This is a genomic window from Vibrio sp. TRT 29B02 (assembly GCF_050113655.1).
Classification (GTDB): Bacteria; Pseudomonadota; Gammaproteobacteria; order Enterobacterales; family Vibrionaceae; genus Vibrio.
Map to the genome: position 1 here is coordinate 187,497 of NZ_JBNJOJ010000002.1, position 22,549 is coordinate 210,045.

Genomic DNA, 22,549 nt, shown 5'->3' on the forward strand with positions numbered 1-22,549 from the left:
CTATTTATAGACCCCTCTCAAATCAAGGTTGTGGTGAATGTTTTGCAAAATCCTGTGATAACGGGCGTGCTACAAGTTGTTATTTCTTGCCATTCAACCAGATTTTTATTCTAAAAAAATTCTTTTTGATGTACTTTAATAAAGAAATTCAATTATTTTTAGGTTTTAATCAATGCAAAATATCGGGATGTCGTCGAAACTCGATAATGTCTGCTATGACATTAGGGGTCCGGTACTAAAACATGCTAAACGCATGGAAGAAGAGGGGCATAAAATACTAAAGCTAAACATCGGAAACCCCGCCCCATTTGGCTTTGACGCACCTGACGAAATCCTAGTCGATGTAATCCGTAACTTGCCTACTTCGCAAGGCTACTGTGATTCAAAGGGAATTTATTCAGCTCGTAAAGCCGTCGTTCAGCATTATCAGCGCAAGGGAATTCATTCACTAGACGTCGAAGACGTCTACATTGGTAACGGCGTCTCTGAGCTTATCGTTATGGCAATGCAAGCGTTGCTAAACAATGGTGACGAAATGCTCGTCCCTGCACCTGACTACCCGCTATGGACCGCTTCCGTTGCTCTTTCCGGTGGTAATGCGGTGCACTACATGTGTGATGAAGAAGCGGACTGGTATCCAGACCTTGACGACATCAAGCGTAAAATCACGCCAAAAACACGCGGCATCGTATTAATCAACCCGAATAACCCAACCGGTGCGGTATACAGCCGTGACTTCCTACTTGAAGTGATCGAGATTGCACGTCAGCATAAACTCATCATCTTCGCTGATGAAATCTACGACAAAGTTCTTTACGACGGCGCAACGCATACTTCCGTTGCCACCTTAACCGACGATGTCATCGTGATGACGTTCAATGGATTGTCGAAAGCTTATCGCGTGTGTGGTTTCCGTGGCGGTTGGATGTTTATGACGGGCCCTAAACATATGGCCAAAGGCTATATAAACGGTCTCGATATGCTAGCGTCAATGCGACTCTGTGCTAACGTGCCGATGCAACATGCGATTCAAACTGCATTAGGTGGTTATCAAAGTATTAATGAATTGATTCTGCCTGGTGGTCGTCTGCTCGAACAGCGTGATCGAGCATGGGAATTGATTAACCAGATCCCAGGGGTATCGTGTGTCAAACCGAAAGGGGCGATGTACTTGTTCCCAAAAATTGATACTAAGGTTTACAACATCAAAGATGACCAGAAGATGGTGCTCGATTTCTTGGTTCAAGAAAAAGTGCTGCTTGTTCAGGGGACAGGGTTTAACTGGCCTAAACCTGATCACTTCCGCATCGTGACGTTACCTCACGTCGAAGATCTTGAAGTTGCGATCGGTCGCTTTGAACGCTTCCTGTCGACCTATAGTCAGTAGTAATTAGCTTCAATCTCTCATATTCTTAAAGGGCACTCACTGAGTGCCCTTTTTCATTTCATGGAGTAGAGAAATGTCAGATAGTCCAAACAAAGTTGTTCAGGAAAGCCACTTTTTTGCCCACTTGGCGCGCATGAAACTGATTCAGCGTTGGCCGTTGATGCGTTCAGTATCAAGTGAAAACATCTCAGAACACAGCTTACAGGTTGCTTTCGTTGCCCACGCTTTGGCACTGATCAAAAACAAGAAGTTTGGCGGCAACCTTAACCCAGAAAGAATCGCTATCTTAGGTATGTACCATGACACCAGTGAAGTGTTAACCGGTGATTTACCAACACCCGTTAAGTACTACAATCCAGAGATAGCCAAAGAATACAAAAAGATTGAGGCTGCCGCAGAAAAGAAACTGTTATCTATGCTGCCCGAAGAATTTCACGATGATTTCACCCCATATTTAATCTCCCAACAAGCGCATTCCGATGATGCCATGATAGTTAAGCAAGCCGATACCATTTGCGCCTATCTGAAATGTCTCGAAGAACTGAGTGCAGGCAATCATGAGTATGCGCTGGCGAAAAAACGCTTAGATGTCACCTTAAAGCAACGCTTTACCCCAGAGATGGAATATTTCCTAAATACCTTCGCACCAAGCTTCGAACTCTCTTTAGACGAGATCAGCTAATACAGCTTGTTGCCACTTAATTACGATGCTGGAACGCGTTAAGCAAATATTCAATCAACACTTTCTTACGTTTCGGCATCAGTTGCCTATCTGCATAGACAAGACTCACCTGTACTTCAGGCATCTTGTACTCAGGTAATAAGCGCACCAACGCCCCACTTTCAAAATGCTCTCGACAGATAAACTCAGGCAGTACCGCCAAGCCTAAGCCATCAATAGAAGCTTTAAGACAAGCCGTAATTGTGTTGACCTTTAGACGATAGGGCAGATCAATACGATACGACTCGACACCTTCAAGCTGGAGATGCCATTTTGGCAATCGAGCGGCTTTGTTCTGCACCTCAACCATATGGTGTGGTGCAATTAAATCACTATGAGTGGTCACTTCGCCGTACTTAGCTAAGTAGTCAGGGCTGGCAACAAGCGCTCGCTTTGACGATATTAGATAGCGAGAAACCAGATTTGAATCTTCTAGTTCCCCGATTTGAGCATACAGATCAACGCCCTCGCCGATAATATCAACTTCTCGATTGCTCAACTCTAAGTTCATGGTGACGTGCGGAAAATCGAGCAAGAAACGATGAATATAGCTACCCAATACTTGATGACCTAGCTCAACGGGCAAGACGACGTTGAGAGGCCCACGAATTAAATCTTGGTTGGCTGACACCTCAAGTTCCGCCTGATTAATGATTTCAAGCATTTGTAAGCTGGATTGATAGAATTTTTCACCTTCTGGGGTCAATACTAAGCTGCGTGTAGAACGCGTGATCAATCTCACGCCAAGGTGTTGTTCTAGCTCGACCAGTTTTCTGCTCACCGTTGATTTAGTCATGTTGAGCATTTCCGCCGCGTGCGTAAAGCTCCCACAATCAACAACTTGGGCAAATACAGTCACTGCATTTAAGTCCATGTGGCCTCCTAAAACGGTCAATTAGACTAATTATTGCAACAGTGTTTCCCTTTTTTCCTATCTTATCAACCAATGCCATTCATTTACAATTCGTTACATCTATACTTCATATCGATAAAGAGAACACTATGGCAGAGACACCGCAAGCACGCACCACAACGACACCTAAACGTAAAAAAGCGCCTTTGATTGCGACCGCATTGATGTTGTCTCTTGGTCTATTGGGGAGTGGATACTGGTTTAGTTACGGTCAGTATTTTGAATCGACAGATAATGCCTACCTGCAAGGTGATATCACCACTATCAGTCCAAAGGTGTCTGGTTATATTGTGCAGTCTTATGTTTCTGATAACCAACAAGTCAAGCAAGGCCAACTGTTAGTACAGATTGACGACCGTGACTATCAGGCAGCGTTGGCTCAATCTCAGGCGCACCTTGTGGTTGCGAAATCCAGCGTCAAAAATCTTATCGCTCAACAAACCTTGCAGCGTAGTCAAATTAATCAAGCAGCCAGTCGGGTCGATTCTGCTCAGGCTGAATATGATCGTGCGACTCAACAAGTCACTCGTTCCCGTAGCCTAATCAAACGTAATTACGCCTCTCAAGATGAACTAGACAGCATGATAGCGCAGCAAAAGGTCACGCTTGCTGAGCTAGAAGAAGCAAAAGCGAACCTCGCGGCAAGCAATGATCAGTTGATCGTCATCGCCAGTGAAATTGAACAAGCACAAGCATCGGTAACTGAAGCTCAGGCACAACTAAAGCAAGCGCAACTCAATCTCGACTACACCAAGGTTTACGCACCGACTGATGGCGTTGTTGGCAAGCGCAGTGTACGTGAAGGGTTACTGGTTCAAGCTGGCTCACCGCTAATGAGCTTGGTTCCAGAGCAAGGTGTTTGGATTGAAGCCAACTTTAAGGAAACTCAGTTAAGTGGTATCCATCAGGGGCAAAAAGTAGCCGTTGAGCTCGATGCTTTCCCTGGCGAGTCACTAGAAGGCGTCGTTGATAGCTTCTCTCCTGCCACTGGTGCTAAGTTTGCGCTGCTGCCTCCGGAGAATGCGACAGGTAACTTCACCAAGATCGTTCAGCGTGTACCCGTCAAGATCATCATTGCCGATCAAAAAGCACTCAAAGGACGCCTACTACCCGGCCTATCTGTGGTAGCAACCATCGATACACGAGGCTAGACCATGAGCCATGCGACTGTCTCTGTGCAAGCAGAAACCAATCATGTGCCGACCCGCCACTGGATAGCCTTATTCGGAGGTTTAATAGGCGCCTTTATGGCAATCCTTGATATTCAAATCACCAACTCGTCGTTGAAAGATATTCAAGGTGCGCTTTCCGCTACCTTAGATGAAAGTTCTTGGATCTCTACCTCCTATTTGGTTGCAGAGATGATCGCGATTCCGCTGAGTGGATGGTTATCAAAAGCCTTGGGTAAACGCCGTTACCTAACATGGACAACGGCAATTTTTACGCTGTCGTCGCTGTTATGTTCTTTTTCTTGGAATATGACTTCGATGATCGTCTTTCGCGCTATGCAGGGATTCAGTGGCGGGGCTTTGATTCCCCTCGCCTTTTCGCTTGTGGTTCAGCTACTTCCTCTCAATAAGCGCGCTGTCGGTATGGCGCTGTTTGGTGTCACCGCCACTTTTGCTCCCTCAATTGGGCCGACTTTTGGCGGATGGCTGACTGAAAATCTCTCATGGCACTACATTTTCTATATCAATATTCCACCTGCGCTATTGGTCATTTCAATGATCCGCTATGGGTTGGATGATGAAAAGCTCGAACTAGGTCTGCTAAAAAAAGCGGATTGGTTTGGCATCGCCACCATGGCGTTAGGACTGGGCTGTCTTGAAGTCGTGCTAGAAGAAGGTAACCGTGAAGAGTGGTTCAGTTCAAGTTTCATCATTACCCTTAGCATTATTTCGGCCGTCAGTTTGGTGTATTTCATCATTAACGAACTACAACATAAAAAGCCGTTGGTGAATCTGAGGTTATTGCGAGATGGTCAGTTTGCGATGTCGTGCATCGCCTATCTGATTTTGGGTATGGCTCTGCTTGGTTCTATTTACGTGCTGCCTATGTACCTAACTCAAATTCAGCAATACAACGCAATGGAAATTGGTGAAGTACTCATGTGGATGGGTTTCCCACAGTTGTTGATTTTCCCGCTGGTTCCCAAATTAACCCAAATTATTAAGCCTAAACATTTAGTGACCTTCGGTTTCGCAATGTTTGGTCTGAGCTGCTACGTTAATACTCATATGACGGTCGACTTCGGAGGGCAGCAGCTGATTATGTCTATGTTGCTTCGAGCCATTGGTAGCCCATTTATCATGGTGCCGCTATCTTTGGTCGCAATGAAGAACATCAGTAAACCGGATACACCTGATGCTTCGACTTTGACGAACGTGATGCGTAACCTCGGCGGTGCTTTCAGTATCGCGATTATCGCAACTTTACTCGACAATAAAACCCGCGAGCACTTAGCGCATATTAAAGAGTCATTGCCAACGGTCAGTCAACTGGGCTGGCAAACACTGCAACAACAGCAAGCGTTTTTTGTCCAATCAGGCAGCGACGCAGCAACGGCACTGCAACAGGCACAAGCAAGTCTGATTGCGACCATGCAACGCGACGCCGCTATTATGGCCTACAACGATGTATTTCTGATGATGACGGCTTTTCTCGCCGTGGCTGCTGTTTTGATTTTAAGTATGAAGGACTAGCCTATGGATCAAGTGGCAAAATTTTCATAGTTTTCTGCCACTTGAAGTCCTCTCTGCATCGGTGTACGGTTAGGAAAAACAGAGGGGTATTGCCTATGACGTTTCAAATCAGCGATTTATGGCATCAACGTCACGATGATGAACATAAGATTCGTCGTGATGACCACCGCAGCCCATATCAACGCGATCGTGCCCGTATTCTTCATTCTGCTGCCTTTCGCCGCCTACAAGCGAAAACTCAGGTTCACGGCAAAAGTTTCGATGACTTCCACCGCACTCGTTTAACGCATTCATTAGAAGCCGCCCAACTAGGCACCGGAATTGTCGCGCAATTGAAAAAGAAACAACCAGAGTTTCGTGATCTGCTGCCCAGTGACAGTTTGATTGATTCACTTTGTCTTGCACATGACATTGGCCACCCACCCTACGGGCATGGGGGAGAAGTGGCACTTAACTACATGATGCGCAAACACGGTGGATTCGAAGGCAATGCACAGACATTTCGTATCGTCACTAAACTCGAACCTTACACTGAACATTTCGGTATGAACCTCACTCGTCGAACGCTACTTGGGCTCATCAAGTATCCGGCAATGATCAGTCAAACACGAGCAGTGACCCTCCCAGACAGTGTCTCCCATCAACGCAAACTCCGTGCACGCGACTGGATGCCTGCTAAAGGACTTTATGATTGTGATCGCTCACTGTTTGACTGGTTGCTCGAACCTCTGAGCGAAAAAGACAAACAGCTTTTCAGTACGATGCGCGATGAAAAACTGCCTGATACCGAACACAAAAAGACTCGCTATAAGTCTATCGATTGTTCGATTATGGAGCTGGCCGATGATATCGCCTACGGTGTGCATGATCTTGAAGACGCCTTGGTACTTGGAATGGTCAATCGCCACCAATGGATTGAAGGGGCGGCCAGTCAGTTATCGGAATGTGGTGACCCATGGTTTGAACAACATATCGATTCCATCACCGACATGTTGTTTTCAGGCACTCACTACCAGCGCAAAGATGCGATTGGTGGGATGGTCAACGCGCTATTGACCAGTATATCTATTAAACCAGTTGATGCCTGTTTTGCGTGTGAACTGCTTTCATTCAATGCCTATCTTGAACCTAAGATGGCTAAGGCTTTAGACATTCTTAAACACTTCGTTAGTGACTACGTTATTCAAGTACCGCATGTACAGGTAGTCGAGTACAAAGGCCAACAGATCATCATGGATATTTTCGAAGCGCTCAGTGCAGATCCTGAGCGATTGTTACCTACTCAAGTTCGTTTGCAGTGGGCAGCAAAACACGACCCGAGTGAAGGATATAGGGTCATCGCCGATTACATTTCATCAATGACAGATGGACATGCCCAGCGCCTGCATCAGCAGCTATTTTCATCACACTAGCAATCGTTGCGCTTTAACAAATCAGGAGCCAAATGGCTCCTGATTCTATTTAGTCAGCCATAAAGGCATCCAACTTTGCCGTCAGTTCCTGTTTTTCTTCCGCACTAATGAAGCTGGCTTCAATCGCATTTAAGGTAAACTGCGCCAGCTCCTCCCAAGTTAAACCATGACTTTTATCGACAGCAAGAAAGTTATCCGTCATGTAGCCACCAAAATAGGCAGGATCGTCTGAATTGATGGTGACGCACAAACCTTTTCTTAATAGTTCAACAATGTTGTGATCTTGCATCTGCTCAAACACTTTTAATTTGGTATTCGATAATGGGCAAACCGTCAAAGGCATGCGCGTTTTAGCCAAATGTTCAACCAACGCCTCGTCATCGACACAGCGTACACCGTGGTCGACTCGGCTCACTTTCAGTAGTTCTAAACTGTCATTAATATTACTGGAAGGGCCTTCTTCTCCAGCGTGTGCGACCGTCAGAAAGCCAGCTTGCCTCGCTTTGGCAAACACACGAGAAAATTTTTCTGGTGGATGACCCAGTTCTGACGAATCCAATCCTATTGCGATGATTTTGTCTTTGTGGGGTAACGCCTGTTCCAATGTAGCAAACGCGCTCGCTTCATCAAGATGACGCAAGAAACACATGATAATTCGGCTGCTGATACCAAATTCTTCTCGCCCATCCTGCAATGCACGATGGATACCATTGAGCACGGTTTCAAACGCCACACCACGCTCGGTATGAGTTTGCGGGTCGAAGAAAATCTCGGTATGAATGACATTATCTTGGTGACAACGTGTCACATAAGCGTAGGTTAAGTCGTAAAAATCCTGCTCCGTAATTAATACGTTGGCCCCCTGATAATAGATATCAAGAAAGGACTGCAGATTAGTAAACTCATACGCAGCCTGAACTTCTTCAGGCGTGCTATAAGGCAAGGTAATATGATTCCGCTGCGCTAACTCGAACATCATTTCTGGCTCGAGTGTCCCTTCGATATGTAAGTGCAGCTCTACTTTTGGTAGTTGTTGGATAAAATTGGATTGATGCACGCTTGTCTCCTCACTCAATTTGATTGGTATAACAAGCGCCTTTCTCTAGAAAAGTGTCAGACATACAAAGAGAAAAGCGCTATGCACTTAACTCTTCGTAATCTGGAATTTACGGCTCCAGGTAGAGACTCCCGCACCCTATCAGCGGGATTATACGAAGCACCGTGAAGACCACGGTACGACTTATCAATCTGGTAACCGATCTTCTAAGCCGCTTAAAAATATAGTTTAGCTAGTTCATTGTGATTTTCTAGGCATTTTAATTAACTCAGATAGTTTTTCTCAAACACCCCCGGTGGCATCTGCTTTATCTGAAACTCTATCATGTGGTTAAAAGCCTCAATCAGTGGCCTAAACTCGTTTTCTGGCTCAAGGAGCGACAAAATATGATAGCCAGCCTCAACAGTCGACAAACTGTTGTCACTTGGCGCTTTGCGGATACGGTAGTTGCCTTGTAGGTCATCAGGTAAACGTATCAAAGGAAGAGAGTGAAGATTGGTCGATAACTGCCAAATTTTATAGGCTTTTTTCCATGTACCATCGAGTAAGATAATGCGTATCTTGGTGCCTTCAGTCAGCTTCTCGGCGACTTCAGTATGCGCTAACGCCCCTTCTCCTGGATAGAGTACAAAGTGATGACACTGAGCTTCATTCAGCAAAGCATTGAGTTCATCGTGCTGCGAGAAATCTTCGCCTTCAAAGCAGTAACTGTTGGCCAGCGACAATTTTAATATACGTGCAGTGCCCATAGGTCTGGTCGTCTCGCTGTGATGCTGTAGAATAACCAGCTCAACATTTGATGTTAAGCTTTGTATCCACTTACATATACAAGCTTTGAGTGACTTTCCACATTGAGAACAATATCGGGACATAGTGTGCGCTTATTTCTTCTGTTAATCGCTATAAGTTTAGTGTGCTTGGGTCTGCAATTCGATCCCTTAGCGTCGCAAGTAAATTGGCATCGCTACTGGATTAACCAAGGCCAATGGTGGCGAATCCTAACAGGAAATTTCACTCATACCAACTTTGCTCACCTCACGATGAATCTGGCGGGTCTATGGGTGATTTGTTTCGTTTTTAAGCCAACGGCCAAGAGTTTAGCACTCATATTGATTGCGACTAGCCTTTGTATTGGTATTCTCAATTTGTTTACCACTATGAATGGCTATGTCGGACTATCAGGCGCATTACATGGCATCTTCGCCTATTTCGCCACCTTAGAAGCCCTACAAGAACGTAAAAGCAGTTGGCTATTGGTGGCTGGTGTGATGCTTAAAGTGACGTGGGAACTCACCATGGGAGCCGCCCAGTCAACCAGCGATCTTATCAACGCACCGGTTGCCGTTGAAGCTCACTTATTCGGTGCGCTGTCTGGCTTGGTATTCGCTCTGATGGTCTATTTCATCAAGAGAAAATCCCAACCTCTGACCACTGCGTAATAATTTGGTTGATGTTCATCGTCAAAGGGCTCAGAATGGCGCCCTTTTTCACGCATAACCAATGTGCGTGAATATTACGCATTTATTATACAGAGTACACACTATGGGTTTTACCTCCTTAGGCCTTTCTGCCCCGATTCTCAAAGCAATTGAGGAACAGGGTTACGACAAACCATCTCCAATTCAGGAGCAAGCTATCCCTGCCGTACTTAACGGTCAGGATGTCATGGCAGCAGCGCAGACAGGTACAGGTAAAACAGCCGGTTTCACTCTTCCTATCCTTGAACGCCTAGACAATGGTACACGAGTAAGGGGCAATCATGTCCGTGCGTTAATCTTGACGCCGACTCGTGAGCTGGCTGCACAAGTTCAAGAGAATGTATTCAAGTACAGTCGTTATCAGAAACTGACTTCCACCGTTGTGTTTGGTGGTGTGAAAATTAACCCTCAAATGATGAAGCTTCGTAAAGGTAGCGACATTGTTGTGGCTACGCCAGGACGTCTACTCGACCTTTACCAGCAAAACGCGATTAAGTTTGAGCAGCTTGAAGTTTTGGTTCTTGATGAAGCCGACCGCATGCTTGACATGGGTTTTATCCGCGATATTCGTAAGATCCTAAATTTACTACCAGCAAAACGTCAGAACTTACTGTTTTCGGCCACCTTTTCACCAGAGATCCGCGAACTGGCAAAGGGATTGGTAAACAATCCAGTCGAGATTTCGGTTAACCCTGAAAACTCGACAGCAGTGACCATTGAGCAAAGCATCTACCCAGCAGACAAGCGCAAAAAAGCACCGATGCTAGTCAAACTGATTAAAGATGGCGACTGGAAACAGGTGCTGGTGTTCTGCCGTACCAAGCATGGTGCGAACCGTTTAGCGCTGTTCCTCAATAATGAGAACATTACAGCAGCCGCTATTCACGGCAACAAAAGCCAAGGCGCACGTACTCGAGCACTGGCTGACTTTAAATCCGGTGATATCCGAGTTTTAGTTGCGACAGATATCGCCGCACGTGGTATCGATATTCCACAGCTGCCACAAGTTGTTAACTTTGAGCTGCCCAATGTCTCCGAAGACTACGTTCATCGTATCGGTCGTACAGGTCGTGCAGGTGAAGTAGGCAAAGCGATCTCTTTAGTAGAAGCGGATGAGGCGGGTGATTTATTTGGTATTGAACGTTTGATTCAACAAGTACTGCCGCGTTTTGAGCTGGAAGGCTTTAAACCGGTTAACGAGTTGCCAGAATCAAAACTAGATACACGCCCTATCAAGGCGAAAAAACCTAAGAAGCCTAAGACTGGCCACCAAGATGGTCAACGCTCGGGAGATAATGCCCGTGGCAATAAGCCAGCAAGCAAAAATAAACGCCATTTCGGTCATAGTAAGCCAAGTGGAGAAAGCAAACCTACTAACGTTAAGCATGGCGAAGGAAAAGCGAAAGGCCGTTCTGGCAGCAGTAAGCCATCAAACGGTAAACCGTCTAACCGACGCCCTAACCGCGCAAAAGCACCTCGCAGTTCTGCATCAAGCCAATAGCAGGCTCATCGTTTAAGGCTAAACGACTTCGTTTAGACCACTGAAGTGAGTTAAAAAAGCCCTCGTGACTAGCGAGGGCTTAAACTTTCAGGAAGGGGGATCACTTAATCAGTATTTTTTGAGAATCTCAGCAATCGCAGACTCATTTTCAGCTGCAATAATCGCTTCAACATCCTCATCGTTTTGAAACAGTTCAGACAAAGCAACAATAGTTTGTATATGGCTGTTTGAATCCAACGCTGCCAAAGTGACTGAGAAGAACACATCACCATTATCTTCTGACTCTAAATCAACACCATGTCTAAACACTGTGATTTGTAATGCAGCTTCATTCACACCATCTTCTGGTCGCGCATGAGGCATGGCGATTTTGGGCGCCAAAACATAGTACGCACCGATTTCTTTATGCTTAGTTTTAATCGCTTCTAGATAACTTGCTTCTACCTTGCCCTGATCTAACAACTTTGAGCAAGTAATGTTTAGTGCTGCATCAACCGTTAAGTTCTGCTCATTTGAGATAACAATATTGTCGCCAATAAGATTTAAAAGACTCATGATACTAACCAACCTAGAATCAGACCAACTACACCAAAATCAAAGTCAGCAAACGTCGTCGCTTCAAGCCCTAGACCACCCAGTACTGGAAGTAGCAACATAGGCAGGAAGGAAATACATAGACCTTGCGTAAATGAACCCAGTACTGCACCACGAAGACCACCCGTTGCGTTACCATAGACGCCAGCTGCACCTCCTACGAAGAAGTGAGGCACGACACCCGCAACGATAATAGTCCAGTCAAACATGCCCTGAATACCCATCGCCACAAGACCAGCTGAAAACGATGACAGGAAGCCGATAAGCACAGCATTTGGTGCCACAGGGAATACCATAGGACAGTCTAGTGCTGGTTTTGCACCCGGTACCAATTTGTCAGAGATGCCTTTAAATGCCGGGACAATCTCAGCGATAAGCATCTTCACACCTTGCAGGACAATGTAAACCCCACCGGCAAATGTTAGTGATTGCATAAAGGTAAAGACGACCCAATTCTGTCCACCAGACACTGTCTCAACAAAATCACCACCAGCGATAATAGATGCGAACATAAAGAACACCGCCATTGTCGTAGCAACGGCTACCGGAGTATCACGCAAGAACATTAGGCTTTTTGGTACATTGATATCTTCTGTTGTTTTCGAAATATCACCGAACTTACTGCCGATGTAGCCCGAAACTAGGTAAGAAAAGGTAGAGAAGTGGCCCATCGCGAGTTGATCTGTGCCCATGACTTTCTCTGTATATTTCTGCGCAAGCGCTGGCATGATCACCATTAAAGAGCCGACAATCACCGAGCCCATTGCAACTAACATTGCACCTTTAATGCCTGCTGTCGATAGAATTACCGCAACGAGCATCGACATAAACATCGTGTGGTGACCCGTTAGGAAAATATATTTCAATGGAGTAAAACGAGCCAACAAAATATTAACCACGAAGGCAAAGAACATAATGAGTGCCATTTCATAGCCAAATGCTTCTTGTGCTAATGCTACGATAGCTTCATTATTTGGAATCACTCCGCTTACACCAAAAGCTTCTGTGAATACTGTTGAAAAATGATTTAATGCTCCAACAAGAGCACCAGCACCAAAACCCAAAATTAGGAAACCCATTACGGTTTTAATTGTGCCTTTCAAAATAGTAGAAATATCAGATTTTTGCGCAACAAGACCGATAAAGGCGATTAATCCGACCATGATTGCTGGCTCTTTTAATAAGCCAAGCATAAACTCAAAAAAGCTTGCCATAATAGAATTTCCTTACATGAAGTTCTTTAATTGCTCTTCAATAGAAGCTTTATCAAAAATATTAGCAAGGCTGACAATATTGTTTTTTCCTGCCTCTGCTAGCTGATTTGCCACGTCTGTTGCCGCAACCCAAATATCAGCATTACTTGATGCAGCTGATGATAAATCTTCATGATCAACTTCAGCGGAAAAGCCAAGTTTATTAACGACTTCTTTTACAGCCATTTCCATCATTAGTGATGTACCAAGACCATTACCGCACACAACCATAATCTTTTTCATAATATTCATCTCGTAGGGGTTTTAATCGAAAGCTATTTCGCTTTCGTTTCTTTGTTGAAATGAATCATATCCAAATGGCCCGAAAACAGAATAGATCACCATCACAAAATCAAAATGACCTTGTGATGCAGATCTCGTAAATTAAAGTTAAAACCAGCGAAATTAACACTAAGCAAGCAAAAGGAGCTGTGGCAATTGAGTCTATTTCTAGTTCGTTATTTCCAGAGTGAATGGAAGTGTGATCTGGCAATATGAATGCGGTTAAATAACAGCGTGAATTATTTCCCGTAATCGGTAAGCATTTTCTTTAGAAGACTATTAACATCTTTGGTCTTTTTATTTCTCTTAGTCAGTGCACTTAAAGAAGTCGGCATTTCTGGCTTAGAAATTTCTGATTCATCGTCTAAACGATCTCGAAGTTTTTGAACAGCAGGAAGTAGCATACGGATTTCTTCACCATATTCATTTTCAAGAACCACTATATTTTCAGATTCCACTTGAATAATGGTTAAGATACCGTGTTTAACCGATTCTACTTTTTCTCCAACCATAGAAGATTGCGGTGGAACGGAGCGATCTGAGACTTGTCCACTACGGAGTTTAGCAGCGGTAATTGATCGAATATTCCCAGTATTTTCAAACGCAACAATAACTGTATGTGTATTGTAGTATTCAATCACAGTTACATAGCCATGTTTTTTTGTTTCAAATCGAGCACCTATCTGCATATCATGTGGTGCTTCTTGTTTTTTTATTAACATCCAGTGTACCTAGGACTTCGTGTAAAATCCGACATAGAGTAAGTATATACTCTATAGACAACATTATAAATGGCTACCATTTCGCATAATTCAGGTTAACTTTTAAATGACTTCGCCTTTCTTGCCGCTTATAACACCTCATATAATACAAATAAAAAAGCGCCATTTGAGATAGGCGCTTTGATTCTGCATGATTAGTCATTTAGATGATGGGGCGCTGGCCACGGTCAATCAACTTCATCAGAACGTTGTCAGCCGCCTCTCCGGCAAGACCTGCAAGCTTTGAGGTCAGCTTCTTCTTCTCTACATAATGAATGGCTAGTACGGTTTTGTCCTTGCACGCTTCAACAACAATGTCATCTGACGTTTTAATCTCATCAACCAAACCAAGTTTATAGGCTTGGGTACCAAACCAATGCTCGCCCGTCGCGACTTTATCTAACTCTAATGCAGGACGACGTTCACGGATAAAATCTTTAAAAAGATCATGCGTCTCTTCTAGCTCTTGCTTGAATTTCTCGCGTGCTTTATCTGTGTTTTCTCCAAACATAGTCAGCGTGCGCTTGTATTCGCCGGCCGTCAGTTGCTCATATTCAATATCGTACTTTTTCAGCACTTTATTGAAGTTTGGTAACTGGGCAATCACGCCAATAGAACCGACGATGGCAAATGGTGCTGAAACAATCTTATCGGCGATGCAGGCCATCATATAGCCCCCGCTTGCCGCGACTTTATCAACAGCAATCGTCAAAGGAAGTTTTGCTGCCTTGATACGATCCAGTTGAGACGAAGCAAGGCCGTAGCCATGTACCATGCCACCACCAGACTCTAATCGTAGTAACACTTCATCCCCTTCACGGGCTACAGCTAAAATCGCCGTCACTTCCTCACGCAGCGAAGCCACTTCTTTAGCATCAATACTACCTTTAAAATCAAGGACAAACAGATGAGGTTCACGTTTGCTATCCAGTTCACCCTCTTTTGATGCCTTCTTAATCTCTTTTTCGCGTGCTTTATTCTGTTCTTTCTCTTGCTTCTTCTCAGCCTTATCGCGAGCCTTGATGAAAGCGTCGTCATGTAAGTAATGTTCTAGCTGTTCAACGGTATTTTTATGCTGCTCTGTTAAGTTGGTGATTTCGAGTTCACCCTTGGCAGCACCACTTTTTCCGCTCACTGCTTTAGCAATAACCAATATCGCAATCACCGCGACTACAACAGTCACAATCTTGGCCAAAAACAGGCCATAGTCCAACAAAAATTCCAATGTGAGATCCCCAAATGTGCGAATTAGTGTATTGTAACCACCAAGTTATGGATTCATAAAGCAGAACATTACAAAAGGATACACATCGTGGAATATGCTGTTTCTTCAGATGCCCTGAAAGGTAAAGTCATTCTGGTGACTGGCGCAGGTGCCGGCATCGGTAAGCAAGCGGCGCTCTCTTATGCAGAGCACGGCGCTACCGTGATTTTACTTGGTCGTACAGTGAAAAAGCTGGAGCAGACTTACGACGAAATCGAAGCGGCTGGTTATCCTCAACCAGCGATTATCCCGCTTGATATGAAAGGCGCGACTAAACAAAACTACCTCGATATGGTTGATACCATTGAGGGTCAGTTTGGTCGTTTAGACGGTGTTTTGCACAATGCCAGCTTACTCGGTGTCATTAGCCCATTTGATCAGATCGGTGAAGACACTTACGACGATATCATGCAGGTTAACGTTAAAGCGCAATTTCTGATGACTCAAGCTGTGTTGCCTCTACTGCATAAATCGCCAGATGCTCGCATCATTTTTACCTCATCAACGGTTGGTCATAGTGGCCGTGCATTCTGGGGAACTTATGCGATGTCCAAGTTTGCGACTGAGGGGATGATGCAGATCCTTGCTGACGAATTGAGCGAAAGCAACATTCGTGTCAACGCCATCAATCCAGGTGCGACTCGAACAGGCATGCGTGCTAAAGCTTATCCTGCTGAAGATGCAGATTTGCTAAAAACACCTCTCGATATTATGCCGCTCTATCTGTACCTGATGTCAGCAGAGAGCAAGTCCGTAAACGGTGAGTGTATCGACGCACAACCAAAACGATAAACGTAAAAAACTATTTTACATTGCAATCAACGCCTTGTGGTCTGTTTCTAATCGCACAAGGCGTTTTTTTATCCATTTAACTCTCTCTCCTCTTGCCGTTCATATCCAATAAATTATACTGTACATATATACAGGTAAATTATTATGTATGAATTAATCGAGCATCTGAAGAAAAAACAGTGGCTTTGGTCAGGAATCCAAACACCTGAACACCACGATTACTACTCAACAGGCTATGAACTCTTGGATCAAAAGCTCGAAGGTGGCTTTCCAAAATATGGCGTCGTCGAGTTACAAAGTGAGACCAGCATTGGTGAATTACGCCTAGTGCTGCCACACCTGAAAAACACCAGCCAAGATCGATTATCTGTCTTCATTCAAGCACCGGGTTACTTATGTGCTGAGCAGCTTCATCATTTGGGCTTAGACACGAATAAAGTCCTGATGATCTCCCCTCGCAACCCGCACCAAGCATTGTGGGCGGCTGAACAGTGCCTGCGCAGTGGCGCGTGTAGCAATGTGTTGCTTTGGCATCCTGAGCTTGAAGTTCACCAAGCCAGACGACTGCAAGTCGCAAGTGAACGTGGCAACTGCCTGCACTTCGTCTTTAAAAGCGTAGCAAAAAGCCTCTTTTCTCTACCTGTCAGCTTAAGTATGACATTGCTGCCCCACCCGCTTGGTATTGAAGTGACCATCACTAAACGCAAAGGAGGCTGGCCACAGGGCAGTTTCGTCATCGATATGAGTGCAAGTTGGCCAAGTTTAACCCTGCAACCTAAAGCACCCGTCGTTATCCCATTCCCGATCCGTCAACAAGGCTAACTATGCAAAGTTGGATCTACCTTCATTTCCCAACCTTGCAGCTGGATGCATTATTTGCAGAAAACAGCGCATCACCACTGGCGATTGTTGAATCAAGCCATTTTAAAGTGGTGCAATGTAACCAAGCGGCTCTCGACGAAGGTATTCAGCTAGGTATGGGGTTGGGCAGTGCCAGTGCTTTGTGCCAGAAGCTACAAGTTCACCCTTACGATCCGAAAATCGAACAGCAAACGTTGCTCAATATTGCCCAATGGCTTTATATGGTCACATCTGATATTTGCTTATTTCCTCCGCAAGGCGTGTTATTGAAAGTTACGGATATGCTGTCACTCTACGGAGGGTTGAACGCCTATTGGCAACGGGTCTCTCACCATCTTGAAAAGTTACAGCTTAACTATCTGTACTCGATCGGATTCTCGCCATTCTCGGCCATGCTGTTAGCCAAATCAGGTGTCGCACTACTGACGCTCGATAAAGAGAAAATTATCTCGGCGATGGCCCCTTTTCCGCTCTTCGCTACTGAATTAGAGCACAAGCAAGTTGAAAAACTGCAACGAGTTGGAGTGACGACCCTTGAGCAGCTTCTCGCCTTACCGATGCAAGAGGTCGCTCGTCGTTTTGATATTGATCTCGTCAACTACGTAGGACGTCTGATGGGGCAATTCAAACATCCTGTCACGTTTTATCACCCCCCTGAACATTTTGAATGCTATCAAGAACTTCTGTTCGACATCGAAAATGTCCAATGGCTAGAAAAACCTTTAACCAAACTACTCGATAAACTCGAATGCTTCCTGACGCTACGCAATCAAGTGGGCTACGAGCTGGCACTGCGGTTACATCAACGCGATAAAGAAGAGTGCACAGTCAGCTTTTATTCCGCTAGTGGGGATTATCTCACCACACGATGGCTGACTCTTTGTCGCCTAACAATGGAGTCAATCAAACTGGAGGCTCCGGTTCAAGGATTAACCTTGCGTCTCATTCGCGCCGGAGAGCTTGAATCCACCAGCACCGATCTCTTTAACGGCATGCAAGGCGAACAGACCGAACTGGAACTGATTGGTCTTCTGCAAGCGAAGCTAGGTAATGAACACGTGCGTAAAGTCGCTCACAGCCATGATCCTCGTCCTGAAAAGTCGACCTTTCTCTGTGACCCAACTCTACCAATCCCTATACGTCATATCAGTTATCGCTTACGTCCGAGTTTATTGTTATATAAACCCGAGCCGTTAATGGAAAAGATTGCCATTATTCAAGGTCCTGAACGTCTCGTTACTGGCTGGTGGGATGGCGATGATATGACCCGTGATTACTTCGTTGCTCGCAGTCACGCAGGACGTTGGCTATGGGTATTTCGTAATCAGGATCACCAGTGGTTCGTCCACGGGATGTTTAGCTGACGAGTGTTGATATGGCTTACGCTGAACTGTTTTGTCAAAGTAACTTCTCTTTTCTTAGCGGCGCTTCGCATGCTGAAGAGTTGATCTTACAAGCGGACTTTCTTCGCTACCACTCGCTGGCTATCACTGACGAGTGCTCTGTTGCGGGAGTCGTCCGAGCTTATAGCGCCAGCCAACAGCATAATCTTAATATTAAGCTGATTATAGGCAGCATGTTCTGGCTCAATGACGACTGTCAGGTCGTTCTGTTATGCCCCAACAGAGAGGCCTATGCAGAGCTTTGTCGAATTATCACCAATGCTAGGAGACGTTCTGAAAAAGGCAGCTATCAGCTGTCAGAATGGGATTTGATGTCGGCTAAGCGTTGCTTGCTCATCTGGCTTCCTTGTCATAGAACCACTGACAATAAGTGGGGACATTGGCTCACTCAGCATCACCGACATCGACTTTGGGTTGGCGTACAGCGTCATCTTAAATCCGATGACAAACAATACCTAGAACACTGTCAGCAACTCGCCACTCACCATCAATTACCCATTACCGCTTGTGGTGGCGTATTAATGCATACCGCGACTCGTTTACCACTGCAACACACTCTGACTGCAATAAAGCACGGTTGTAGCGTGAGTGAATTAGGTGAGCAGCGATTAACAAACACCGAACGAACACTACGCAGTCAGGAAAAGCTCACTAAGTTGTTTAAAGCTGAATGGTTGCAAGAAAGTATAGCGGTTGCCAACCGCTGTACCTTCAGTTTAGGAGAACTTCAATACGAATATCCAAGCGAGCTGGTCCCCGATGGACACACGCCGATGAGTTACCTAACCAAGTTAGTTGAACATGGTAAAAAGCTGCGCTTTCCAGATGGCGTTCCAAGTGATATCGAAACGACGATTAATAAAGAGCTCGCACTGATCGACGAGCTTAATTATCCATTCTATTTTTTGACCATTCATGACATCGTCATGTTCGCCAAAAACAACCATATCCTCTATCAGGGTCGGGGTTCAGCCGCCAACTCAGTCGTCTGTTACTGCTTAGAGATTACCTCTGTGGATCCCAGAAAAATCTCCGTCCTGTTCGAACGGTTCATCAGCCGTGAACGCGATGAGCCGCCGGATATTGATGTCGATTTTGAGCATGAACGACGCGAAGAAGTCATCCAGTATATTTATCAAAAATATGGTCGCGAACGTGCCGCACTCGCCGCCACGGTCATTTCGTACCGTTTCAAAAGCGCCGTGCGTGATGTAGGTAAAGCGTTGGGAATCGAAGAGAGTCAGTTGGATTACTTTATCAAAAATATCAATCGCCGCGACCGAGCTCAGGGATGGCAAGCTCAGATAGTGGAGCTTGGTCTTCAACCAGACTCGCTAAAGGGGGAACAGTTCATCTCGTTGGTGAATGATATTCTTGGTTTTCCACGTCATCTCTCGCAACATGTGGGCGGTTTTATTATTGCCGCAGGGCCGCTATATGAGCTCGTCCCAGTAGAAAACGCATCGATGGTAGACAGAACCGTTATTCAATGGGATAAGGATGATCTAGAGTCACTGAAACTGTTGAAAGTAGACGTATTAGCCCTAGGAATGCTGACTGCGATTCGTAAATGCTTTGACCTCATTGAACGTCTCCACCACCGTACACTCACCATCGCGGAAATCACCCGGCGTCAGGATGATAGCCAGGTCTACCGCATGATTCAGAAAGCCGATACTGTCGGTGTGTTTCAAATCGAATCTCGGGCACAAATGAGCATGCTACCACGCTTAAAACCCACCTGCTATTACGATCTCGTCATCCAAATTGCCATTGTTCGTCCTGGCCCGATTCAAGGTGACATGGTTCATCCCTACCTAAAACGCAGAAATGGCGAAGAAAGTGTCGAGTACCCATCACAAGAGGTGCGCAGCGTACTCGAGAGGACTCTCGGTGTGCCTATTTTTCAGGAACAAGTGATTAAAATTGCCATGGTGGCTGCGGGCTTCAGTGGGGGTGAAGCGGATCAACTTCGCCGTGCTATGGCCGCGTGGAAAAAGAGTGGTGACTTAGTCAAATTCAAAACCAAGCTGATAGAAGGCATGCTCGCCAGAGGCTATGAGATTGAGTTTGCTGAACGCATCTTCGCCCAGATACTTGGATTTGGTGAATACGGCTTTCCAGAAAGTCACTCAGCCTCTTTTGCAGTACTTGCTTATTGCTCGGCATGGCTCAAGCATTACTACCCTGAGGCTTTTTATACATCGCTTCTCAATAGCCTGCCGATGGGTTTTTATAGTGCCTCACAACTCGTACAAGACGCTCGTCGCCATGGTGTTCATATTTTGCCAGTCTGTGTGAATGCCTCACAATACGATCACCACGTCGTTTGTGAACAGGGGAAGTGGGCGATTCGGCTTGGACTCAGACAAATCAAAGGCTTCAGCACTCAGAGTGCTAAACAATTGCTCCATGCCAGAGCCGAAACGAGATTTACTCATATCAATCAACTTAAACATATTGGTCTCAACCAACGTGATCTTGAGCTGCTAGCATCCGCCAACGCCATGCATAGTCTAAGTAATAATCGCTATCAGACCCGCTGGGCAATGATGGACACTCTCTCTGATCTCCCTCTATTTCAGCATATGCAAGAAGCTGAACTCCCCACTGTGAATGTACCTTCCGAAAGTCAAACTATCCTTGAAGATTATGCCGCGACTGGGCTATCTCTTGCCAAGCATCCTATCACTCTATTGGATGAAAGCGGTGTTCTCGGTCGCTTTACTCGTATGCGTGATTTGGCACAGAAAGCGCATCAGTCTTTAGTCACGGTGACAGGTGTCGTAACGGGGAAACAGTCACCTGGCACCGCCGCAGGAGTGACGTTTTTCACGCTCGAAGATGATACAGGCAACATCAATGTCGTGGTTTGGAAAGCAACCTCACGGGCCCAAAAAGCCGCCTATTTGACCGCAAAGATCTTGCAGGTGAAAGGGATTCTAGAGAAAGAAGGGGATGTTCATCATGTTATTGCCGGCCGTTTGATCGATATGACCGATAAGCTGCAAGATTTACGCAGTAAATCGCGGGACTTTCACTAAATTCAACGATGTAAGCCCATTATAAATTAAGCAAAAAGGGAGCAATGCTCCCTTTAATCAATACAGATATCGATAATCTCTATTTATTCAATACATCGCGCAGACGATCTTGCGCCACTTGAACCAATAAGTCTGGCTGGAACTTAGAAATAAAACGGTCACAGCCTACCTTTTTCACCATGGCATCATTAAAACTGCCACTGAGAGAAGTATTGAGTGTGACAAAAAGATCTTTCATTCGGGGATCACTACGAACTTCATGAGTCAGTTTGTAGCCATCCATTTCTGGCATTTCGGCATCTGTGATCATCAACAACAGGTCTTCAACGACGTTCTTACCTTCGTCGCACCACGACTTAAGTAAATTGAGCGCTTCTAAGCCATCGCGACATTCAATAATATTCAGGCCAAGCTGTGACAAAGTACCACGCACTTGAGTACGTGCTGTCGAAGAATCATCAACAATCAGAACGTTACGACCAACCATCTCAGTCACCAAATCGTGATCAAGAACCCCTTCCGAGATAGAAATGTCATAGTCAATAATCTCAGCCAGCACCTTCTCGACATCGATGATTTCAACGATATCTAGATTGTCACCACCTTTAACATGCGTGATCGCCGTTAAGTAGTTTGCTCGTCCTGCGGTTTTTGGCGGAGGCTGAATTTCCGTCCATGCGGTATTAACGATATTGCGCACCTGACCAACCAGAAACCCTTGTATGGTTCGGTTATATTCCGTGATGATCAGATTCTCTTCTTGATTCTCTAGACGAGATGGAGGAAAACCAATTGCGGCACGCAAATCAATAACAGGAACGGATACACCACGAAGAGAAGCAACGCCGGTGATATGATGATGCGAACCGGGCATTTTGGTCAACGGTGGAACCTTGATCACTTCACGTACTTTGAATACGTTGATGGCGAAAACCTGCCTGCTATTCAAGCTAAACAACAGAAGCTCTAGGCGGTTTTCACCCACTAGATTAGTTCGCTGATCAACGGTATTTAAAACTCCAGACATACTACTTCTCGACCGATGTGTATATAACAAAAGTAGTCTATAGCAAGACTAACATAAAAATAAACCCATATATCATTCAAGATTATATGGGTTTACT

At 45.2% G+C, this 22,549-nt stretch carries 20 protein-coding genes and 1 riboswitch; of the genes, 11 read left to right on the top strand and 9 right to left on the bottom strand.

The window, feature by feature from the left end; all coding sequences use genetic code 11:
- Window positions 1-172 precede the first annotated feature (172 nt).
- The gene (locus tag ACQEXT_RS02090; protein WP_426950420.1) at window positions 173-1,387 is read left to right on the top strand and encodes a pyridoxal phosphate-dependent aminotransferase; all 1,215 of its coding nucleotides are present in this window, start codon (window positions 173-175) and stop codon (window positions 1,385-1,387) included.
- A gap of 73 nt (window positions 1,388-1,460) precedes the next feature.
- Window positions 1,461-2,069, top strand: coding sequence for a 5'-deoxynucleotidase (yfbR, locus tag ACQEXT_RS02095; RefSeq protein ID WP_138970821.1), 609 nt, complete (start codon window positions 1,461-1,463; stop codon window positions 2,067-2,069).
- A gap of 16 nt (window positions 2,070-2,085) precedes the next feature.
- On the opposite strand, the gene ACQEXT_RS02100 is transcribed toward yfbR, so the two are convergent.
- On the bottom strand, window positions 2,086-2,982 hold the full coding sequence (locus ACQEXT_RS02100) for a LysR family transcriptional regulator (RefSeq protein ID WP_426950422.1): 897 nt from the start codon (window positions 2,980-2,982) through the stop codon (window positions 2,086-2,088).
- Between the two features lie 128 nt (window positions 2,983-3,110).
- Here ACQEXT_RS02100 and ACQEXT_RS02105 point away from each other — a divergent pair, with 128 nt between their 5' ends.
- The 3 genes from ACQEXT_RS02105 (at window position 3,111) to ACQEXT_RS02115 (ending at window position 7,135) form a co-directional block, all read left to right on the top strand.
- Window positions 3,111-4,172: an HlyD family secretion protein gene (locus ACQEXT_RS02105; RefSeq protein WP_426950423.1), complete on the top strand. Its 1,062-nt coding sequence runs from the start codon at window positions 3,111-3,113 to the stop codon at window positions 4,170-4,172.
- Window positions 4,173-4,175: 3 nt separating this feature from the next.
- Entirely contained in the window at window positions 4,176-5,723 is a 1,548-nt protein-coding gene (locus ACQEXT_RS02110) for a DHA2 family efflux MFS transporter permease subunit (protein WP_426950424.1), read from the top strand.
- Between the two features lie 95 nt (window positions 5,724-5,818).
- Window positions 5,819-7,135, top strand: coding sequence for an anti-phage deoxyguanosine triphosphatase (locus tag ACQEXT_RS02115; RefSeq protein ID WP_426950425.1), 1,317 nt, complete (start codon window positions 5,819-5,821; stop codon window positions 7,133-7,135).
- Between the two features lie 49 nt (window positions 7,136-7,184).
- On the opposite strand, the gene ACQEXT_RS02120 is transcribed toward ACQEXT_RS02115, so the two are convergent.
- Window positions 7,185-8,192, bottom strand: a complete 1,008-nt coding sequence (locus ACQEXT_RS02120; protein ID WP_426950427.1) for an adenosine deaminase — start codon at window positions 8,190-8,192, stop codon at window positions 7,185-7,187.
- A gap of 78 nt (window positions 8,193-8,270) precedes the next feature.
- Window positions 8,271-8,370, bottom strand: a riboswitch (purine riboswitch).
- Between the two features lie 85 nt (window positions 8,371-8,455).
- Window positions 8,456-9,064, bottom strand: coding sequence for a tRNA-uridine aminocarboxypropyltransferase (locus ACQEXT_RS02125; RefSeq protein WP_426950428.1), 609 nt, complete (start codon window positions 9,062-9,064; stop codon window positions 8,456-8,458).
- A 3-nt stretch (window positions 9,065-9,067) separates the two neighbouring features.
- Here ACQEXT_RS02125 and rrtA point away from each other — a divergent pair, with 3 nt between their 5' ends.
- A complete protein-coding gene (gene rrtA / locus ACQEXT_RS02130; protein WP_426950430.1) occupies window positions 9,068-9,631 on the top strand; it encodes a rhombosortase in 564 nt (187 codons plus the stop codon).
- 103 nt (window positions 9,632-9,734) lie between these two features.
- On the top strand, window positions 9,735-11,171 hold the full coding sequence (locus ACQEXT_RS02135; protein ID WP_138970817.1) for a DEAD/DEAH box helicase: 1,437 nt from the start codon (window positions 9,735-9,737) through the stop codon (window positions 11,169-11,171).
- A 108-nt stretch (window positions 11,172-11,279) separates the two neighbouring features.
- Here the strand turns inward: ACQEXT_RS02135 and ACQEXT_RS02140 are convergent, their stop codons facing one another.
- The 5 genes from ACQEXT_RS02140 to sohB all read right to left on the bottom strand — a co-directional run bounded on the left by ACQEXT_RS02140 (window position 11,280) and on the right by sohB (window position 15,286).
- On the bottom strand, window positions 11,280-11,726 hold the full coding sequence (locus ACQEXT_RS02140) for a PTS sugar transporter subunit IIA (protein WP_426950432.1): 447 nt from the start codon (window positions 11,724-11,726) through the stop codon (window positions 11,280-11,282).
- Entirely contained in the window at window positions 11,723-12,979 is a 1,257-nt protein-coding gene (locus tag ACQEXT_RS02145) for a PTS ascorbate transporter subunit IIC (RefSeq protein WP_426950433.1), read from the bottom strand. The genes ACQEXT_RS02140 and ACQEXT_RS02145 overlap by 4 nt, the downstream gene beginning before the upstream one ends.
- Window positions 12,980-12,991: 12 nt before the next feature.
- Entirely contained in the window at window positions 12,992-13,261 is a 270-nt protein-coding gene (locus ACQEXT_RS02150) for a PTS sugar transporter subunit IIB (protein WP_138970814.1), read from the bottom strand.
- A gap of 278 nt (window positions 13,262-13,539) precedes the next feature.
- The gene (locus tag ACQEXT_RS02155; protein ID WP_426950435.1) at window positions 13,540-14,022 is read right to left on the bottom strand and encodes a hypothetical protein; all 483 of its coding nucleotides are present in this window, start codon (window positions 14,020-14,022) and stop codon (window positions 13,540-13,542) included.
- 202 nt (window positions 14,023-14,224) lie between these two features.
- Entirely contained in the window at window positions 14,225-15,286 is a 1,062-nt protein-coding gene (gene sohB / locus ACQEXT_RS02160; RefSeq protein WP_138970812.1) for a protease SohB, read from the bottom strand.
- An 87-nt stretch (window positions 15,287-15,373) separates the two neighbouring features.
- Here sohB and ACQEXT_RS02165 point away from each other — a divergent pair, with 87 nt between their 5' ends.
- The 4 genes from ACQEXT_RS02165 to ACQEXT_RS02180 all read left to right on the top strand — a co-directional run bounded on the left by ACQEXT_RS02165 (window position 15,374) and on the right by ACQEXT_RS02180 (window position 21,425).
- Window positions 15,374-16,117 (top strand): YciK family oxidoreductase, encoded by a 744-nt coding sequence (locus ACQEXT_RS02165; protein WP_269376015.1) that lies wholly within the window; start codon window positions 15,374-15,376, stop codon window positions 16,115-16,117.
- 144 nt (window positions 16,118-16,261) lie between these two features.
- Window positions 16,262-16,939: a translesion DNA synthesis-associated protein ImuA gene (imuA, locus tag ACQEXT_RS02170; protein WP_331417258.1), complete on the top strand. Its 678-nt coding sequence runs from the start codon at window positions 16,262-16,264 to the stop codon at window positions 16,937-16,939.
- Between the two features lie 2 nt (window positions 16,940-16,941).
- On the top strand, window positions 16,942-18,342 hold the full coding sequence (locus ACQEXT_RS02175) for a Y-family DNA polymerase (RefSeq protein ID WP_426950437.1): 1,401 nt from the start codon (window positions 16,942-16,944) through the stop codon (window positions 18,340-18,342).
- Between the two features lie 11 nt (window positions 18,343-18,353).
- A complete protein-coding gene (locus ACQEXT_RS02180) occupies window positions 18,354-21,425 on the top strand; it encodes an error-prone DNA polymerase (protein ID WP_426950439.1) in 3,072 nt (1,023 codons plus the stop codon).
- A gap of 79 nt (window positions 21,426-21,504) precedes the next feature.
- On the opposite strand, the gene ACQEXT_RS02185 is transcribed toward ACQEXT_RS02180, so the two are convergent.
- A complete protein-coding gene (locus ACQEXT_RS02185) occupies window positions 21,505-22,452 on the bottom strand; it encodes a chemotaxis protein CheV (RefSeq protein WP_138970807.1) in 948 nt (315 codons plus the stop codon).
- Window positions 22,453-22,549 lie beyond the last annotated feature (97 nt).

Bases quoted from the DNA above. Each gene is read 5' to 3' on its own strand.
- imuA (WP_331417258.1), top strand. From the start codon at position 16,262: ATGTATGAATTAATCGAGCATCTGAAGAAAAAACAGTGGCTTTGGTCA.
- ACQEXT_RS02090 (WP_426950420.1), top strand. From the start codon at position 173: ATGCAAAATATCGGGATGTCGTCGAAACTCGATAATGTCTGCTATGAC.
- ACQEXT_RS02145 (WP_426950433.1), bottom strand. From the start codon at position 12,979: ATGGCAAGCTTTTTTGAGTTTATGCTTGGCTTATTAAAAGAGCCAGCA.
- ACQEXT_RS02100 (WP_426950422.1), bottom strand. From the start codon at position 2,982: ATGGACTTAAATGCAGTGACTGTATTTGCCCAAGTTGTTGATTGTGGG.
- ACQEXT_RS02135 (WP_138970817.1), top strand. From the start codon at position 9,735: ATGGGTTTTACCTCCTTAGGCCTTTCTGCCCCGATTCTCAAAGCAATT.
- yfbR (WP_138970821.1), top strand. From the start codon at position 1,461: ATGTCAGATAGTCCAAACAAAGTTGTTCAGGAAAGCCACTTTTTTGCC.
- ACQEXT_RS02180 (WP_426950439.1), top strand. From the start codon at position 18,354: ATGGCTTACGCTGAACTGTTTTGTCAAAGTAACTTCTCTTTTCTTAGC.
- ACQEXT_RS02140 (WP_426950432.1), bottom strand. From the start codon at position 11,726: ATGAGTCTTTTAAATCTTATTGGCGACAATATTGTTATCTCAAATGAG.
- ACQEXT_RS02185 (WP_138970807.1), bottom strand. From the start codon at position 22,452: ATGTCTGGAGTTTTAAATACCGTTGATCAGCGAACTAATCTAGTGGGT.
- ACQEXT_RS02155 (WP_426950435.1), bottom strand. From the start codon at position 14,022: ATGTTAATAAAAAAACAAGAAGCACCACATGATATGCAGATAGGTGCT.
- ACQEXT_RS02175 (WP_426950437.1), top strand. From the start codon at position 16,942: ATGCAAAGTTGGATCTACCTTCATTTCCCAACCTTGCAGCTGGATGCA.
- ACQEXT_RS02150 (WP_138970814.1), bottom strand. From the start codon at position 13,261: ATGAAAAAGATTATGGTTGTGTGCGGTAATGGTCTTGGTACATCACTA.
- ACQEXT_RS02125 (WP_426950428.1), bottom strand. From the start codon at position 9,064: ATGTCCCGATATTGTTCTCAATGTGGAAAGTCACTCAAAGCTTGTATA.
- ACQEXT_RS02110 (WP_426950424.1), top strand. From the start codon at position 4,176: ATGAGCCATGCGACTGTCTCTGTGCAAGCAGAAACCAATCATGTGCCG.
- ACQEXT_RS02115 (WP_426950425.1), top strand. From the start codon at position 5,819: ATGACGTTTCAAATCAGCGATTTATGGCATCAACGTCACGATGATGAA.
- ACQEXT_RS02105 (WP_426950423.1), top strand. From the start codon at position 3,111: ATGGCAGAGACACCGCAAGCACGCACCACAACGACACCTAAACGTAAA.